We start from the raw sequence: 17,365 nt of genomic DNA, 5'->3' as shown, positions 1-17,365 counted from the left end.
GGTGAACATGGCGCAACCGCATATCGACTCGCAAGCTGAAGCCGAAACCGATGAAATCAGCTTGCTGGATATCCTCGTTACGTTGGCAGAGAACCTAAAATTACTGGTGCTGGCACCGCTGCTGTGCGGCTTGGTTGCTTTGGGCGTAAGCTTTGTGATTCCCCCGACTTACACCGCGACCACCCGGTTTTTACCCCCACAACAGCAGCAGAGTGCGGCAGCGTCTGCATTGCAGTCATTAGGCGCGCTGGCGGGGGTGGCGGGTGCGGCTACTGGCATTAAAAACCCCATGGATCAATACGTCTCATTTCTGCAGTCAAACGCGATTCGTGATGCGCTCGCTACCCGCTTCAAACTGCCAGAGCATTACGACCTTAAACTCAAAGTTGAGGTGCGCGAAGCATTGCAAAAAGCGGTAAAGATTGCCGCAGGGAAAGATGGGTTGATTACCTTGAGTGTGGATGACCGTGACCCCCAGTTTGCGGCCACACTGGCGAATGCCTATGTTGAGCAACTGAGTGTGCTGCTGAGTGAACTGGCCGTGACTGAAGCCAGCCAGCGCCGCGTATTTTTTGAGAAGCAGTTAGCGAAAATAAAACAAGATTTGATCACGAGTGAAACCCGGCTGAAATCGGCGGGGGTGAATGAGTCTGCCCTGAAACAGAATCCTGGGTCTGCTCTGGCTGCCGTGGCGCAACTCAAGGCACAGATTACGGCGCAAGAAATTAAACTGGGTGCAATGCGCACATACCTTACCGAGAATGCACCGCCGTTTAAGCAAGCGATGGCGGAGCTGGCCGCCCTGCGTAACCAACTAAACACACTCAAACAGGCTGACAGTGAGCGCACCGCAGACAGCAGTGATTATGTTGGGGCCTACCGCGAGTTTAAATACCAAGAAACCCTCTTTGAACTGATGACCAAGCAATATGAGCTAGCGAAAATCGATGAAAGCCGCGAGGGCTTATTGATTCAAGTTGTTGACAAAGCAGAGGTGCCTGAGCGTAAAAGTAAACCGAAAAAAGCCTTGATTGCCGTTATGGTGACCCTGGTCATGTTTATTATATTACTGTTATTTGTTTTTGTACGTAGTGCGCTGCATCGCCCACAGAGCCCGACTACAGCGGCGCAATGGGCTCGTTTGCGCCAGCTATTGCGGCTAGGGAGAGGTTAACATGACTTGGTATGTCATTTATTCCAAGCCCAAGCAAGAGCGCATAGCCCTGGAAAACCTGTGTCGCCAGGGTTATGAAGCGTGTTGCCCATTGCTCACCCGTGAAAAAACGCAGAGGGGCAAGCTGGTCACGGTGCAGGAGCCTTTGTTTCCGCGCTATTTGTTTGTTCAATTACAAGCTAGTTTTAGCAGTAAGGCTTGGTCACCCATTCGCTCTACGATTGGGGTGGTTGATTTATTATGGTTTGGGGATCGGCCTGCCCAAATTGATGAGGCGCTGTTGCAGCGGTTGTTAAGCTACACAGCCCAGCAAACACAACCGTTGGCGATGCCTGGTCAAACCTTGCCGATTATGGCTGGGCCATTAAAAGGCCTGAGTGGCGAATATCAAGGCATAGTCACGGCTCCCTCGGGTGAGCAGCGGGCGCTATTATTGATTGAGCTGCTTGGCAAACAGCAGCGTGTGCCGCTGCCACTCGCACAATTAAAGTTTGGATAAAAAGCCATGCAATCGCTTTATGGTAGTGCCCTGCTCGTTTTTGCTATTTCAGTATCGCTCGGCGGTGTCATCCTTCTTACCCAGCGCTGGCACGGTGTGCTGAGCCACGATAGCCAAATTGGCATACAAAAAATTCATGCCCACCCTACGCCACGGATTGGCGGGCTCCCCATTATGCTGGCGTTATTTATCGGCTTGTTTTACAGCTCGAATGCAACCCTTGCTTCTCAAGTACTCGTCGCGGCGCTGCCGGCATTTTTAGCTGGCTTTATTGAGGATATTACGAAGCGGGTGGGCGTTCGCGAACGCCTGGTGGCCACAACGCTGAGCGCAGGCCTTGCTTGCTGGTTAACTGGTTATTGGCTCACACGAGCCAATGTATTTGGCCTTGACGCCTTACTGCAAGCTTGGCCTGTTGTTGCGATAGGGTTTACGTGCTTTGCGGTGGCTGGCTTTGCGAATGCAATGAACATTGTGGATGGCTTTAATGGCTTGGCCAGCGGGCTCAGCTTGATTTGCCTGACGGCTTTTGCCGCGATTGCTTATCAGGTAAGTGATTATGCGCTACTCCAGCTGATAGTGCTGGTGATGGCGGCCATTGCTGGATTTTTCGTGTTTAATTTTCCTTTCGGTAAATTATTTTTAGGCGATGGCGGCGCTTACCTGCTGGGATTTTTGCTAGGCTGGATTGCCATCATGCTGCCGATGCGGCACTCTGAAGTCTCTGTTTGGGCCAGCTTATTGATTTGTTTTTATCCCGTTACCGAAGTGGTGTTTACGATCTGGCGTCGGCGCTATCGCAAGCATCACCCAGCGCACCCCGACCATCTTCATTTGCACAGCCTGATTCATTCGCGCGTGGTGAAGAAGCGTCTGACAATTACTAACCCGTGCTTAAAGAATGCAGCGGTTTCCCCTTTGGTATGGCTGTTTTCAGTGGGTGCAGGACTGTTTGGCAGTATTTTTTATGAAGTAACCCCAATCCTGGCGCTACTAATGAGCTTTGCGATTGCACTATATTTGCTGAGTTACTTTAAAATTATCCGCATATTTCGTACCTCCTAGCGGAACAAATTAAGCTTCCGTTCCAGCTCTTTGTTGCTGCAAAGAAGAATTTACGCTGTTGCGTGATAAACTGTTCAATATTGAACAAACCTATTTGCATTAAACAAGTTTCCTGCCTAAGTATGCCGAGGTTGATTCGGTAGGGCGGTAGCATGTCAGACGCTAACATACTAACCCATCAAAAATAGATGATAAACAGGCAAACTGGGCGGCAACAAGATATCTATTTCCGTGTAATGCAGATTTTGCAGGAAAACCCCGACCTTACTCAGCGAGAGCTTGCCGGTATGCTTGGTATAAGCGTTGGAAAATTGAATTATTGTATTAAAGCATTAATGGAAAAAGGACTGGTGAAGATGAAAAACTTCGCCAAATCGAAAAACAAATTCGGCTATGTCTATGTGCTTACCCCTACGGGTATGGCTGAGAAAGCTAGGATTGCACATCATTTTTTGCAGCGAAAAATGGAAGAGTATGCAGCACTCAAGTTGGAAATCAAGAAGCTTAAATTGGAAGTAAAAAACACAATCGATACAAATACGAAATTATTATGACACGTAAATCTGACACTGTTTTGATAACTGGCGCTGATGGTTTTATTGGCTCTCACTTAACAGAAATGCTATTCGCTGAGGGGTATCAAGTGAAAGCACTTTCTCAATATAATTCATTTAATTACTGGGGCTGGCTTGAGGATGTGGGATGTCTTCGTGATATCGAAGTTTTGAATGGTGACATACGTGACCCCCACTACTGTAAACATATCACTAAAGGCGTAGATATTATTTTCCACCTTGGCGCGCTAATTGCTATTCCCTACTCCTATGTTGCTCCGGATAGTTATGTTGATACAAATATTAAAGGTACCCTTAATATCTGCCAAGCGGCTATGGAGAATGGCGTCAAGCGGGTTATTCACACCTCTACCAGTGAAGTCTACGGCACAGCTCAATACGTGCCGATTGATGAGAAACATCCATTGCAACCACAATCCCCATATAGCGCATCTAAAATAGGTGCTGATGCGATGGCAATGAGTTTCTTCAATGCCTTCAATTTGCCAATCACAATTGCAAGGCCATTTAATACTTATGGGCCTCGCCAATCAGCCCGTGCAGTCATTCCAACTATCATCACACAGATCGCTAATGGTAAAAAGCAAATTAAGCTAGGTGATGTAACGCCTACACGGGATTTTAATTATGTACTTGATACTTGTCGGGGTTTCTTGGCGCTTGCTGATTGTGAGCAGGCGATCGGAGAGACAGTAAACATAGGATCAAACTACGAAATTTCTGTTGGTGATACCCTAGCTCTGATACGAGAGCTGATGGGTAGTGACGTGGAATTTCTTACTGATGAACAACGTATTCGGCCAGAAAAATCTGAGGTTTTTCGTCTATGGTGTGACAACACTAAAATCAATGGAATGACTGGCTTTACACCGCGCTTTGATATACGTACTGGACTACAGGCAACAATTGATTGGTTTACCAACCCGAATAACCTGCGGAAGTATAAAGCCGATATCTATAATGTCTGAGACCAACATGTTTGACTCCCTGGTGCGCTTTGTTCGTGAGCAATATGGCACCAATGAATACATTCCTTTGCATGCACCTGTTTTCAGGGGCCGTGAGCGAGAACTTGTTCTAGATACCATCGACTCTACTTTCGTTTCAAGTGTTGGTGCTTATGTCGATCAATTTGAAAAAGATATCGCGGCCTTTACTGGCGTACCGAGGGCTGTGGCGGTAATGAATGGTACCGCTGCGCTTCACGCAGCACTAAAATTAGCTGAAGTGAAGCCAGGGGATCTGGTTGTGACGCAGTCATTAACTTTTGTGGCAACATGTAATGCCATTTCATACTGCAATGCAGAGCCACTTTTTGTGGATGTCGATCGGCACACTTTGGGGCTTTCACCTTCCGCGTTGGAGGCCTGGCTAGATGAGCACGCGTTCATCGATGATCATGGCAATTGTCTTACCCTAGCAGAACATCGCCGTATTCGAGCCTGTCTTCCCATGCATACGTTTGGGCACCCAGTTGACTTAGATGCGCTCATCTCTGTTTGTGATCGCTGGCATTTGGTTTTGATTGAGGATGCTGCTGAATCACTAGGTAGTTATTACAAGGGGCGTCACACTGGGGGTTTTGGCAAAATTGGGGTACTCAGCTTCAATGGGAATAAGATAATGACCACGGGTGGCGGTGGCATGCTTTTAACTGATGAACAGACTGGGAAGCGTGCCAAACATCTGACTACGACTGCAAAGATTCCTCATCCCTATGAGTTTGTGCATGATGAGGTGGGATACAACTACCGTATGCCAAACCTAAATGCAGCACTAGGCTGTGCTCAATTAGAGCAATTGCCAACTTTTTTGGATTCAAAGCGAACCTTGGCTATGCGCTATATCCAGTTCTTTAAAAACGCTGATCTTCAACCCATTGTTGAGCCTGATGGCTGTCACTCTAATTACTGGTTGAATGGCGTCATCTGTCGAGACAAAGTGCAGCGAGATGCCCTACTTAAAGCGACTAACGATGCGGGTGTTATGACCCGGCCTGTCTGGACATTGATGACGCGCTTACCATTTTACACTCATGCTTTGCAAGGCCCCCTTAGCAATGCTAAATGGCTTGAGGATCGGGTCGTTAATCTGCCGAGCAGTGTATTGCCAGCTGGAGCATGATTTTGCGTCGTATTGCTTTTTTCACCAGCACTCGTGCCGAATATGGTTTACTTAAACCCTTGATGGCAGAGGTATTGTCGCGCCCTGGCCTAGTGTTGCAGATAATTGTATCGGGTACGCATTTGTCGGAGGCTCACGGCGCCACATGGCGCGAGATCGCTGCTGATGGTTTTACTATTGATGCACGCGTTGAGATGGTAATTGCTGCAGATGATACTGAAGGGGTTGCATCATCTGCAGCGCAGGTTTTGTCCGGTGTTGCGACTGCGCTCGTACAGCTACAGCCTGATGTATTTGTATTACTAGGTGACAGATATGAGCTGCTCGCGGCTGCTCAGGCTGCTGTACTTGCCCGCGTCCCGATAGCTCATATTCATGGTGGTGAGTCTACCGAGGGTGCTATTGATGAATCCATCCGCCACGCCATTACAAAGCTAGCTTATTGGCATTTTGCAGCAGCAGAGCCTTACGCCAAACGGATAAGGCAGATGGGTGAAGCGCCAGAGCGTGTATGGACTGTGGGCGCACCAGCGTTGGATAACATTGCCATGCTAGACCTGATACCAAAAGATGCGTTAGAGGCCTTTTTAGGGCTACAACTGAATCCGCCTTCGTTCTTGGTCACTTACCACCCAGTGACACTAGATGACGATAGTGGCTTTTTGGCGATGAAGTCGTTATTGATTGCCCTTGATGCTGTCGATGCCACTATTGTCATTACAGGTGCAAATGCTGATCCAGGGGCAGCAAACATTCGCTCTGCTCTACGTGATTTTGCCAGTAGCCGACCAGGTCGCGTAGCGCTGGTTGAATCACTAGGTTCGCGGCGCTACCTAAGCTTGATGCACTATGTCGATGCTGTCGTAGGCAATTCATCTAGCGGCCTACTAGAGGCCCCAGTTGTTGGTGTTGCCACTGTTGATGTTGGCCCTCGCCAGCAGGGCAGACTGCGGGCCCCCTCTGTGCTTCACTGTGGTGAAACTACGTTAGAGATCAGTCAAGCGCTTGATACAGCGCTCTCTTCGGAACATCAAGCTATCTGTGCTCGACGTGAATCCCCTTACGGCAAACCTGGCGCTGCACAGCGTATTGTTGACCAGCTAGAGTCTATTGATACCGCTGTGCGTAGCAAACCTTTTGTAGACTCTAAGTGTATATAGTAAACAATTAATCTTGTAGCATTAATGACAGGAAACTCGATGCATAAAGTCTATGTTATCGCCGAAGCAGGCGTGAATCATAACGGAGAAATCGAATTAGCTCGCCAGCTTGTGGATCGTGCTGCTGATGCCGGCGTTGATGCTGTGAAATTCCAAACTTTCGATGCAAATAAACTAGCGACAAATACCGCACCCAAAGCGAGTTACCAACAACTTACAACCAATACTGCTGAGTCTCAGCTAGAAATGCTGCGAAAGCTAGAGCTCCCATATGAATGGCATTGGGAGCTGCGCGCTAGAGCCCACTCTCGGGGCATAGAGTTTCTGTCAACAGCCTTTGATATCGATAGCTTAAATTTTCTAGAAGAGCTAGATATGCCTTTTTACAAGGTGCCATCGGGCGAGCTCACTAATGCTCCATTATTGTGGCAGTTCGCAAGGTTAGGACGTCCATTAGTCGTATCTACTGGTATGGCGACTATGTCAGAGGTGGAGTTAGCATTGGCCGTGATTGCTCATGCCTTTAATGCTCAGGGTGAGCCAACAGATATTGCGCAGATTTGGCGGGGTTGGAGTGATTCAACTTGGCGTGCTAGCCTCAATGGTCGCGTGACACTGTTGCACTGCACATCTCAGTATCCGACCCCAATGAGAGAGTGTAATTTGCGGGCTATGGATACCTTGCGTGCTTTTGGATTGCCAGTCGGTTATTCAGATCATACAGAGGGAATATTAATCCCTATTGCTGCAGTAGCTCGCGGGGCAACTTTTATTGAAAAGCACTTCACACTAGATCGCAACATGTCTGGCCCAGACCATAAGGCATCTCTTGAACCGCATGAGCTTGCTGAGATGGTGAAGCAAATTCGTGATTTACAAGTTGCATTAGGCGATGGTTCGAAATGTCCGCAGCCTAGTGAATGGAATACTCGCCAGGCAGCCCGCCAGCAAGTCGTTGCGGCGCGGGATATTGCTGCTGGCACTTTGATGACTCGTGAGGATCTTACAACCGCGCGAAGTAGCACCGGACTTGCCGCTACGGAGCTATGGGGACTGGTCGGACAGGTTTCTAAGCGGGGTTATCAGAAAGGCGAAATCATTTAGAGATGAATGATAACCCAGTAATCGTGGTCGGCGCTGGCGGGCATGCTGCTGTAATCGCTGACACCCTGCTTGCACAAGGTAGATCAGTTCTCGGATTTGTGGATCCCTCTATACAAGCAGGTAGTCGTCTTATATGTGGTTTGCAGGTGCTTGGTGATGATGATCACCTTGATAATTATAGCCCTGCCCATGTTTCGCTAGCTAATGGAATTGGTTCTATTTCTTACCCATTTCTGCGAAAAAAAGTTCAGGAATATTTGCAGGCTTTAGGTTGGTACTTTATTGGAGTGGTTCACCCGTCAGCTATAGTCTCTCCATATGCCAAAGTCGCTCCTGATGTACAAATTTTAGCGAATACAGTAGTGCAAGCAAACGCAATAATCAGTGAGGGCTGTGTCATAAATACAGGCGCCATTATTGAGCATGATGCCATTCTTGGCTCATGGGTACATGCTGCACCTGGTTCCTTGGTATGCGGTGGGGCTAAGTTAGGCGATTTTTGTCATGTCGGTGCCAGCGCTACAGTAATACAGGGTATTCAACTAGGCGCTGAAACATTAATTGGCGCAGGTGCGACTGTTATTAGAAGTTTTGCCGGGAAAGGTACTCTAGTCGGCATACCTGCGAAGAAGTTGGAGGAGTAAATGAAACGTTGGCAAAATACATTGATAAATCCAAGTAGCACCTTGAGACAGGCGTTAGAGTGTATAGATATTTGTGGCTGTCAAATGGCGCTGGTAGTCAATGAAAACAATAAGTTATTGGGTATTTTGACAGACGGAGATGTGAGGAGAGCTCTTTTAAAAGGCATGACTTTATCGGACTCGGTTACTGGTGCCATGAGATCTAATCCAAAATTTGCCCGTGATACCGATGATCAAGCAACAATATTGGCGATGATGCGAACATTAGGAGTCCACCATATACCGGTTCTTGACTCTAATGGTGTTGTTGTTGGTTTGGAGATGGTAGAAGATTTTCTGCTTCCTAAGCAACGAGAAGAATGGGTAGTTGTGATGGCAGGGGGGTTAGGTACTCGCCTAAAAGATTTGACGCGAGACACACCTAAACCAATGCTTAAAGTAGGGTCGCGGCCTCTGCTTGAAACAATCGTACATAATTTTGCAGATCAGGGTTTTAGAAAGTTCTATTTTGCAGTGAACTACAAAGCTGAACAGATCGAGAATTATTTCGGCGATGGAAAGACGTTAGGGCTAGAAATACGCTATCTCAAAGAGACTATGCGCATGGGTACGGCTGGCGCACTATCGCTCATATCTGATATGCCTACAAAACCAATTATCGTAACAAATGCCGATTTGCTTACGAAACAAGATTTCAGATCAATGCTTGATCAGCATACAGAATCTTTGGCAAGTGCCACGTTCAGCGTTAGAGACTATGAAATACAAGTGCCTTTTGGGGTTATCAGTGAATCTAATGGCAGAATTCAAGGTATTCAAGAAAAACCTGTTCATACTTTTTGTGTGAGTGCCGGAATAAATATATTGTCTCCAGAAGTTCTAGATTTGATCCCGAAGGGAGAGTTTTTTGATATGCCATCCTTACTTGAGACTTTACTCAAGCGTAATATGGATGTTCGTACTCATAAGATAGACGGTTATTGGCTTGATATCGGCCGTTTGAATGATTACGAAAAGGCTAATTTAGATTTCTACAAGGAATTCCATTGATTTCGTTCGCTAATGCTCGTTGCTTGGTAGTTGGATATGGTTCAATTGGTATGCGCCATAGTCGAATTCTTGGCGAGCTAGGTTGTAACGTTTCTGTAATGAGTCGTCGTGTAGATGCTGTGGACAGTATTGTCTCTTACGATAATATTTCTGATGCGCTGCAGTCACAGCAGCCTAATTATGTGGTGATTGCTAATGAAACCGCACAGCATCACCCAACTCTCGAACAACTAATTGAACTCGAATACCAGGGAGCTGTTTTAATCGAAAAGCCACTATTTAATGTTCCTCAACGTATCCCTGAAAATCAATTTAGTGATCTACGGGTTGCATATAACTTGAGATTTCATCCAGTGGTTTTGGCATTGAAGTCTGCGCTTGCAAATCAAAAGATTTTATCTGTCCATAGTTATGTGGGCCAGTATTTACCTGATTGGCGACCAGGAACAGATTATCGGCAGAGTTATTCCGCGCATGCTAAATCTGGTGGTGGGGTACTATTAGATCTAAGTCATGATCTGGATTATTTATCATGGATGTTTGGGGACTGGTTGAAAGTTACCGCTCTGGGCGGGCAACTCAGTAAGTTAGAGTTATCCAGTGACGACATATTTTCTATGCTAATTACTTATGCAGAATGCCCTATTGCGTCTGTACAACTTAACTATCTGGATCGACTCGGAAGACGAAGAATAATAATCAATACACTGGATCATACATACGAAGCTGATTTAATACAAAACAAAATAGTTATTGATAAAGATGAGGAATACTTTATTGTGGAACGAGACGATACCTACCGTGCAATGCATGTAGCTATGTTACTGAATCAAGAAAATTTCACATGTACAGCGCAAGAAGCATTAAAAACCTTGCAGTTAATCGACGCCGCTCGCCAGTGCGCAGACGCTACAAAATGGGTGGGGGTGGTATGAAGCGAGTTTGTACTATTTGTGCCAGAGGCGGGTCGAAAGGTGTTAAAGGAAAGAATATTAGACCTCTCTTAGGTAAGCCTTTAATTGCCTACAGCCTTGAGCAAGCAAAATCATCAGAATTATTTGACTTAATCGCAGTTAGTAGTGACTCCGATACTATTTTAGAAATTGCTAAGCAATATGGAGCTGATATCTTAATTTCCCGGCCCAAAGAACTAGCCACAGATAATGCAGCGAAATTACCTGTAATTAGACATTGCGTCACCGAGGTAGAAAGTTTATCTGGAACTTTATTTGATACATGCGTTGATCTTGACGCTACATCTCCTCTACGTTCTGTAGATGATGTAAAGCAAGCTGTGCGCCTATTAGAGAGTACAGATGCACTCAATATCATTACCGCCATGCCATCCCGTAGATCGCCATACTTTAATATGATCGAATTGTCGGAGGACGGTATACCAAGACTAAGTAAGACCTTGGATCATCCAGTTGTCAGACGGCAGGATGCACCCGCATGTTACGACATGAATGCATCTATTTATGTATGGAAACGCGATACACTTTTCTCAGATAAAGGTATTTTTAATCCGAGCACAAAAATGTACCTGATGCCCGAAGAGCGATCAATCGATATCGACTCTGAAATAGATTTCTTACTTGTTGAGCTTCTAATGAAGCAAAACGCTTTGCACTTTGATTGAGATCAGCGATGAGTAACGTTTCAAAAAAATTCTCATTGGATAAAAAAATTGTCGTAGTTACAGGTGGGTCTGGTCTTTTAGGGCGAACTTTCTCTTCTGCTGTAGCTGCGGCAGAGGGTTTAGTCATTGTCGCAGATAGAGATATACTGACAGCGCAACAAGTTGCTGAAGAAATTTGTACCTCGTACCCAAATGGGGCTATTGCGGCAGAAATAGATATTACCTGTAAGCAGTCGGTTCTGAGGCTGATTGAATATGTGCACGAGCAATATGGTGTTATACACGCAGTTGTAAATAACGCATATCCTCGTAATAGTAACTACGGTCGCCGTGTTGAAGATGTCACCTATGAAGATTTTTGCTACAACCTAGGTGTTCATGCTGGGGGATATTTCCTGATTATGCAGCAGTTCGCTCAGTATTTCAAATCACAAGGGTTCGGAAATATAGTTAATTTGTCCTCTATTTATGGGATTATGGCCCCAAGATTCGATATATATCAAGATACGAATATGACAATGCCCGTTGAATATGCTGCAACAAAGGCTGGAATTATCCACCTGACTAAATATTTTGCTCAATATTTAAAAGGTACAAATATCCGTATTAATGCAATAAGTCCTGGCGGAATTTTCAACCATCAGCCTGAGACATTTTTGAAAAATTACCGAAATTACTGTAGCAATAAAGGGATGTTAGACAGAAGTGATTTGGTTGGGACCTTACTGTTTTTATTGTCAGATGCATCACTGTATTTAACTGGCCAGAATATTGTAGTTGACGATGGCTTTTCTCTCTAACCCATATATTTCCTGATCATCAAATATGTATCAAATCGCTGTTATAGGCGCAGGGCAGCTGGGCAGTAGGCATTTACAAGGTCTAGCCCGTCTGGAACTTGATTGTCAATATTTCGTTGTGGATCCTTCCGAGAGTTCTCTAGTAACTACTAAGAATAGATTGAACGAGATAGATATTCCTGAGATAGATAAGAAAGTCACTTATCTGAGATCAATTAATGATTTACCAAAAATTATTGATTACGCAGTGATATCCACCTCTGCAGATGTTCGTCTAAAAGTTATAAAAGATTTATTAAATCTCGTGGATGTAAAGAATTTATTGCTAGAAAAAGTACTTTTTCAGCATTCAGATGACTACCAGGTCGCTTCCATGCTTTTTAAGGAGAAAAAAGATTTAAAGATATGGGTCAATTGTCCCCGACGACTTTTTCCTATTTACAAGAAAGTTCATAGTTTCTTTAAAGAAGATCCGATCCATCATTTCCAAGTGTATGGAGGAAATTGGGGGTTGGGCTGTAATAGTATTCATTTTATAGACCTTCTGGCTTTTTTCACGGGTAAACCACCTTCCGATTTATGTACCATGAGTCTTGATACACATATCACCGCAAGCAAGAGAGAAGGCTTTTATGAATTTACAGGGTCTTTACGCGGTAAATCTGGCGGCACCCTATTTGATCTGACTTCTCTCGCCTCTTCCAATTCAAAGCTGTTAATTACATTGAGGTCAGAAAAGCGTACGTGCCTTATAGACGAACGGAGTGGGCAGGCATTCTTTAATATCGACGATTCAACCAGTAGTTGGACTAGTGAGGCATTTAGGAATCCTCTCGTTAGCGACCAAAGCACACTGATTGCAAAAAATATATTGATTAATGGTGAGTCCGAGCTTGCGAGTTTCACAGATTCAGTTGCATACCACCTACCCTTAATCCGTTGCCTGGGTAAACATTCAAGCAAACTACTCGGTAATGATCCCGATTTTTGTCCAATAACTTAAATTCAAATTATGCGTTCATTAAATGTTTGGGTCGTTGGTGCCGGTCCTATGGCACTTGATTATGTTAAGGTCCTTATTGAAGTTGGCGCTCATATAACAGTAGTCGGTAGAGGGGCTAAGTCGGCAAGCCATATGCAAGAAACTTATGGCGTTCCAGTAATTGCCGGAGGTTTGGATAATTTTCTAATAGCAAAGCCCGCATTACCTGATGCGGCGATTGTTGCCGTCGGGGTTGAAGTGCTTGCATCGGTAGCTGCACAACTTCTAAATTTCGGAGTTAAAAAAATATTACTTGAAAAACCTGGCGCTTTATCATACACAGAACTATCGGCACTTCAGCAACGGGCTCAGTCATTAGGTGCAGATATCTACATTGCTTACAACCGTAGAATGTATGCTGCGGTTATGGCTGCGAATCAAATGATTGAGGAAGATGGTGGTATTCAATCAATGCACTTTGAGTTCACAGAGTGGGGGCATGTAATTGAAAGCATAAGCAAAGCACCAGGAGTGAAAGAAGCATGGGTGTTAGCGAATTCCACGCATGTTATTGATTTGGCATTTTATTTGGGGGGTACTCCTACTGAACTAAATGCTGTCACTGCCGGTACTAGTTTGTGCTGGCATCCTAGCGCATCTATTTTTTCAGGGGCTGGTAAGACAGATCGCGGAGTGCTTTTCTCTTATCAGGCGAACTGGGATGCGCCAGGTAGGTGGAGCTTAGAAGTTTTAAGTCGCCACAGGCGCTTTATTTTTCGTCCAATGGAGACCTTGCAAGTTATGAGACGAGGCTCCGTGAGCATTGATCAAGTAGTGATTGATGATAAATATGATAAAAATTTCAAGCCCGGATTGTACAAGCAAGTAGATTGTTTTTTGAATGATTCTACACCTGGTGGTTTATGTACAATTAACGACCAACTAATCAATTGGCCAATTTATGAAAAAATTGCTGGCTACGTAAGCATGTAAAAATATTAATTAATGAAAGTAAATTTGCCCTATATCTTACTAATTACCGATTCACTAGCTTTCCCGCGGCTAGAACCAGAATTAGTTTGCTACGAAGATACATATATTGCTCAACTAAAAAGGGAATTTCCAAATTATGATTTTATTCATTTGGGCAGGGGCGGTGGAACAATAACGGAATTGTATAACCATACAAGTTATTTCCACCATACTATAAGCCCTGCCCTTGTGATTATGCAATGTGGAATCGTAGACTGCGCCCCACGCACTACAACAGTCATTGAACAACAAATTATTTCTAGATTGCCAATTATTGGATCTTTACTCGGCAGACTTATCAAGCGCTATGCGAAAAATTTGAGGCAATTCAGGAAAATCACCTATACATCTCTTACAACCTATGTTGAGTACATTGAAAAATTTGAATCAATGTATCGGAACATACATTGGGTTGGCATACTTCCAGCTAGTGCAAACTATGAGAGCAACGTAAATGGAATTACGGAAAATATACAGAGATTTAATCACGAGTTGAGAAAACACAAATACATCAGCACAGACGACTTCACAGAAAACGAAATAATGTCTGACTTTCATCATTTAAATATTAATGGACATCAAAAATTATTTAATAGGCTGAGAGATTTGATAAAGATATCTGATATAGATGATTTCAATGTCAATACATGAATACAAATAGATAAAACTTCTTTGTCCTCTATAACCTAATACAGAGATTTAATTGATTTATAAATCAGAAGGTAAAGGTCCGGATCAAAACTCTTCATCGGAGAGCCGGATCTCAAGTCGAGGTCTGGAGCTCCTGAATCAGCTGGGAGTTGCAGTGGTAAGTAAGCTCATTCCACTGGCATCAATCTTCATATACAGTCGTTTTATGAATGTCAGTGATTATGGTGTACTCAATTTAACACAATCATATTTATGGATTTTTGTGCTGATACTGTCGTTTAACCTACATGTATCAGTTGGGCGATATATTTATGAGCCAGGGGCATCTGAGGGGCCTTTTTTAGCAAGCACTATATTAGCAGTTGGGCTGGTCTTTTTTTTAGGAATAGTCGTCATATTTTTTAATTCAGCCCGTGTGAGTAGTCTATTAGATTTACCGCTTAAAGCTATTGTTTTGATGATTGTGGGAGTTATGGGCATGCTTGCTGAATCACTGTTGACGCAGCTAATGATTCGCGATCAACGTAGTTCCTTACTTCTCATCGCCATAACGATCAAAGCTATATTTAGCTTTATTTTCTGCATCTATTTTCTATCGGTACTTTCAACAGAAAAGTATATGGCTATCCTCATTGCCGAGTCGATAGCTAGTCTTGGCCTTTGCATATACACAGGATATTTCTTGCGGAGGCGCATTGTTTGGAAAATGAGTTTTTCAAATTTTATATACATGGCAAGGTATGCGGTTCCACTGATCCCATACATGCTTTCTCTAACTCTGCTATCACAGTTTGATCGGGTTTTACTGAACAAATATTATGGGAGTGAAATCACTGGTTATTACAGTTTAGCTTATAACTTTGGCGCTTTGTTAATGATGGCCGCTGGTGCTGCCTTAAACGCATATACGCCTGCCTTTTTCGATGCCCTTAATAAAAATGATTTTGAAAAGTTAAAACAAGACAGCGATATATTGTTTAACTGTTGCGTCGCGGCAGCCGCATTTCTGGTGATTTGGGGCCCCGATTTGGCCAAACTGATATTGCCACCGAAGTATAGAGCGGGATTTTATCTGATACCTTTGGTTGCTCTTGGGGGATTATGTTCAGTGATTTTTCAATGTTGGATAAGAGTCTTGGCATACGAACATAGAACTATTTTAATTTCAGGGATTGCTATTTTTGGAGCGATCTTTGGAATATCAACCAATCTTTGGCTACTACCTAAATTTGGCTATCAGATTGCTGCAGTTGTATCTCTGGCTACTTATCTAATGATGTCTTTGTTGTGTGTGCTTATCGTTAATCATGTGACTAATCTGCGGATAGGATTGGCACGTGAAGTTATGTGGATTTTACTGTTGGCTGTATTAATACCCCTCTCTCATGGTCAATCTAACAATTTAGGCTACTTATTAAAATCTTTGTTTCTATTCATTTGCATCTGGCCACATAGGCATTCGATTAAATCATTGCTAACAAGAGGGGCCTCGTGAAAAGCAATTTAATGGGTGATTGGAAAATATTTGGTTATATCCCAATTACCCTTTTATTGACCTTAATGATGTTGAACATGCCTTGGGGTTGTGCATATCTATCAATCATCATACTGATAACTTATTTGCTTTTTAGGCCGCAATACATATTTCATCCAAATAATATGGTCTTTGCATCATATGGGCTATATGTAATTCTATCGAGCACGCTAACACTAATTCTGTCATTAATTGAGTGGGAGTATGTCTTGCCATGGGGGCAAATAGTATTTTGGAAGGAAATGTCTTTATACCTACTCCTTCAAGTTGAGTTCACTTTTCTAGTTCTATTCTTTGGACTACGTTATTTTTGTAGCAATCGATTTTTCATTAAACCTATTGAAATTCATGAGGTATCAATTCGCTCGAATTATACAAATCTACTATATATAACCTGTATTGCTCTTGTGTTTGCTTTTATGGAGTCCACAGCAGGAGTTGGTGAATGGATAAATAACTATAGTTATACCTACCTTGCAAAGCGAGAAGGTCATGGACTCTTAAATGTGATAATTATTGTACTTGGAAACATTGCAGTATTCTTGCTAGGTATGCAAACCATTCTTTCAGATAGAAAACTGCTATTGGTTTTTAAAGCAATAATTTTATGTATATTTTTATCAATCATTGGCGGCATAAAAAGTAGATTCATATTCCTTCTGATAGTTTATTTTTCACCTTACTTGCTAGTAATGAAGTTCCGGCTAAGTACAGTAATTTTATTCGCGACCATTTTTTTTCTATTGCTCTATCTTGGTACTTTGTTTAGAACTGAATTCTTTTATGCATCGGCGCCATATTTTCTCGAAATGCTTATCGGCTATTTTAATGCTTACCAATTACATGATTATATTGTTACTAGTCGTGAACCTGGTTTATTCCAAACAGTTTGGCAAGTTTTTGTTAAGCCTTTACAGATCCTTGGTCAAGTATCATCGGACGCGAGTTTCGATATCAGTGTCATGCTGACAAAGGAGTACTTTCCAGAACAGTGGGATAATGAAAAGGCAACACAACAGTGGCCTATTGAGACGGAGCTTTATTTAAATTATTTTGGCATATATTTGTCATGGATCCCATTACTAATCTATGCAGGGTTTCTGGGTTGGATATATAGACTGGCTATTATTGAAAGAAATTATTGGTTTCTTTTAATATACGTAATGGAATTTCAACGAATTTTCAGTACATTACGTGGAACACTGATTCCATGGGAGACACCAATATATATTGGTCAATATCTGGTCATATATTTTGTGTGTAAATATACAATTAAACATGCACGTGTTAGGCATAATGCATCTTTGGCTAATGCTGAATAGCTTCGCAGGT

General features: G+C 43.4%; 18 protein-coding genes. All 18 read left to right on the top strand.

Annotated elements, in window-relative coordinates; translation table 11 throughout:
- Positions 1 to 7: 7 nt before the first annotated feature.
- Positions 8 to 1,174 (top strand): Wzz/FepE/Etk N-terminal domain-containing protein, encoded by a 1,167-nt coding sequence (locus DU000_RS08235; protein ID WP_114402920.1) that lies wholly within the window; start codon positions 8 to 10, stop codon positions 1,172 to 1,174.
- A 1-nt stretch (position 1,175) separates the two neighbouring features.
- Positions 1,176 to 1,673, top strand: a complete 498-nt coding sequence (locus tag DU000_RS08230) for a transcription termination/antitermination NusG family protein (protein ID WP_114402919.1) — start codon at positions 1,176 to 1,178, stop codon at positions 1,671 to 1,673.
- A gap of 6 nt (positions 1,674 to 1,679) precedes the next feature.
- Positions 1,680 to 2,738 (top strand): MraY family glycosyltransferase, encoded by a 1,059-nt coding sequence (locus DU000_RS08225; RefSeq protein ID WP_114402918.1) that lies wholly within the window; start codon positions 1,680 to 1,682, stop codon positions 2,736 to 2,738.
- A gap of 188 nt (positions 2,739 to 2,926) precedes the next feature.
- Positions 2,927 to 3,292: a MarR family EPS-associated transcriptional regulator gene (locus DU000_RS08220; RefSeq protein WP_114402917.1), complete on the top strand. Its 366-nt coding sequence runs from the start codon at positions 2,927 to 2,929 to the stop codon at positions 3,290 to 3,292.
- Positions 3,289 to 4,281 carry an NAD-dependent 4,6-dehydratase LegB gene (locus DU000_RS08215; protein ID WP_114402916.1) on the top strand — a complete coding sequence of 331 codons (993 nt, stop codon included), beginning with the start codon at positions 3,289 to 3,291 and terminating at the stop codon, positions 4,279 to 4,281. The genes DU000_RS08220 and DU000_RS08215 overlap by 4 nt, the downstream gene beginning before the upstream one ends.
- A 7-nt stretch (positions 4,282 to 4,288) precedes the next feature.
- Positions 4,289 to 5,437 carry a LegC family aminotransferase gene (locus DU000_RS08210; protein ID WP_114402915.1) on the top strand — a complete coding sequence of 383 codons (1,149 nt, stop codon included), beginning with the start codon at positions 4,289 to 4,291 and terminating at the stop codon, positions 5,435 to 5,437.
- A 2-nt stretch (positions 5,438 to 5,439) separates the two neighbouring features.
- Positions 5,440 to 6,597 carry a UDP-N-acetylglucosamine 2-epimerase gene (gene neuC / locus DU000_RS08205; RefSeq protein ID WP_205074042.1) on the top strand — a complete coding sequence of 386 codons (1,158 nt, stop codon included), beginning with the start codon at positions 5,440 to 5,442 and terminating at the stop codon, positions 6,595 to 6,597.
- 39 nt (positions 6,598 to 6,636) lie between these two features.
- Positions 6,637 to 7,701 carry an N-acetylneuraminate synthase gene (gene neuB / locus DU000_RS08200; protein WP_114402914.1) on the top strand — a complete coding sequence of 355 codons (1,065 nt, stop codon included), beginning with the start codon at positions 6,637 to 6,639 and terminating at the stop codon, positions 7,699 to 7,701.
- Between the two features lie 2 nt (positions 7,702 to 7,703).
- A complete protein-coding gene (locus tag DU000_RS08195; RefSeq protein WP_114402913.1) occupies positions 7,704 to 8,345 on the top strand; it encodes an acetyltransferase in 642 nt (213 codons plus the stop codon).
- Positions 8,346 to 9,395, top strand: coding sequence for a nucleotidyltransferase family protein (locus DU000_RS08190; RefSeq protein ID WP_114402912.1), 1,050 nt, complete (start codon positions 8,346 to 8,348; stop codon positions 9,393 to 9,395).
- Positions 9,392 to 10,330, top strand: coding sequence for a Gfo/Idh/MocA family protein (locus DU000_RS08185; RefSeq protein WP_158529661.1), 939 nt, complete (start codon positions 9,392 to 9,394; stop codon positions 10,328 to 10,330). The genes DU000_RS08190 and DU000_RS08185 overlap by 4 nt, the downstream gene beginning before the upstream one ends.
- On the top strand, positions 10,327 to 11,034 hold the full coding sequence (locus DU000_RS08180) for an acylneuraminate cytidylyltransferase family protein (protein ID WP_114403080.1): 708 nt from the start codon (positions 10,327 to 10,329) through the stop codon (positions 11,032 to 11,034). Before DU000_RS08185 ends, DU000_RS08180 begins: the two co-directional genes overlap by 4 nt.
- An 8-nt stretch (positions 11,035 to 11,042) precedes the next feature.
- Complete coding sequence (locus DU000_RS08175; RefSeq protein WP_114402910.1) at positions 11,043 to 11,834, top strand: oxidoreductase; 792 nt, start codon at positions 11,043 to 11,045, stop codon at positions 11,832 to 11,834.
- A gap of 25 nt (positions 11,835 to 11,859) precedes the next feature.
- Positions 11,860 to 12,837: a Gfo/Idh/MocA family oxidoreductase gene (locus DU000_RS08170; protein WP_114402909.1), complete on the top strand. Its 978-nt coding sequence runs from the start codon at positions 11,860 to 11,862 to the stop codon at positions 12,835 to 12,837.
- Positions 12,838 to 12,846: 9 nt separating this feature from the next.
- Positions 12,847 to 13,809 (top strand): Gfo/Idh/MocA family oxidoreductase, encoded by a 963-nt coding sequence (locus DU000_RS08165; RefSeq protein WP_114402908.1) that lies wholly within the window; start codon positions 12,847 to 12,849, stop codon positions 13,807 to 13,809.
- 12 nt (positions 13,810 to 13,821) lie between these two features.
- Positions 13,822 to 14,499 (top strand): SGNH/GDSL hydrolase family protein, encoded by a 678-nt coding sequence (locus tag DU000_RS08160; RefSeq protein ID WP_114402907.1) that lies wholly within the window; start codon positions 13,822 to 13,824, stop codon positions 14,497 to 14,499.
- 154 nt (positions 14,500 to 14,653) lie between these two features.
- On the top strand, positions 14,654 to 15,994 hold the full coding sequence (locus DU000_RS08155; protein WP_275667804.1) for an oligosaccharide flippase family protein: 1,341 nt from the start codon (positions 14,654 to 14,656) through the stop codon (positions 15,992 to 15,994).
- On the top strand, positions 15,991 to 17,355 hold the full coding sequence (locus DU000_RS08150; protein WP_147266984.1) for a hypothetical protein: 1,365 nt from the start codon (positions 15,991 to 15,993) through the stop codon (positions 17,353 to 17,355). Before DU000_RS08155 ends, DU000_RS08150 begins: the two co-directional genes overlap by 4 nt.
- Positions 17,356 to 17,365: the final 10 nt, after the last annotated feature.

This window comes from Parvibium lacunae (assembly GCF_003335215.1).
Classification (GTDB): Bacteria; Pseudomonadota; Gammaproteobacteria; order Burkholderiales; family Burkholderiaceae_D; genus Parvibium; species Parvibium lacunae.
This window is presented reverse-complemented; position numbering and strand designations above follow the sequence as displayed.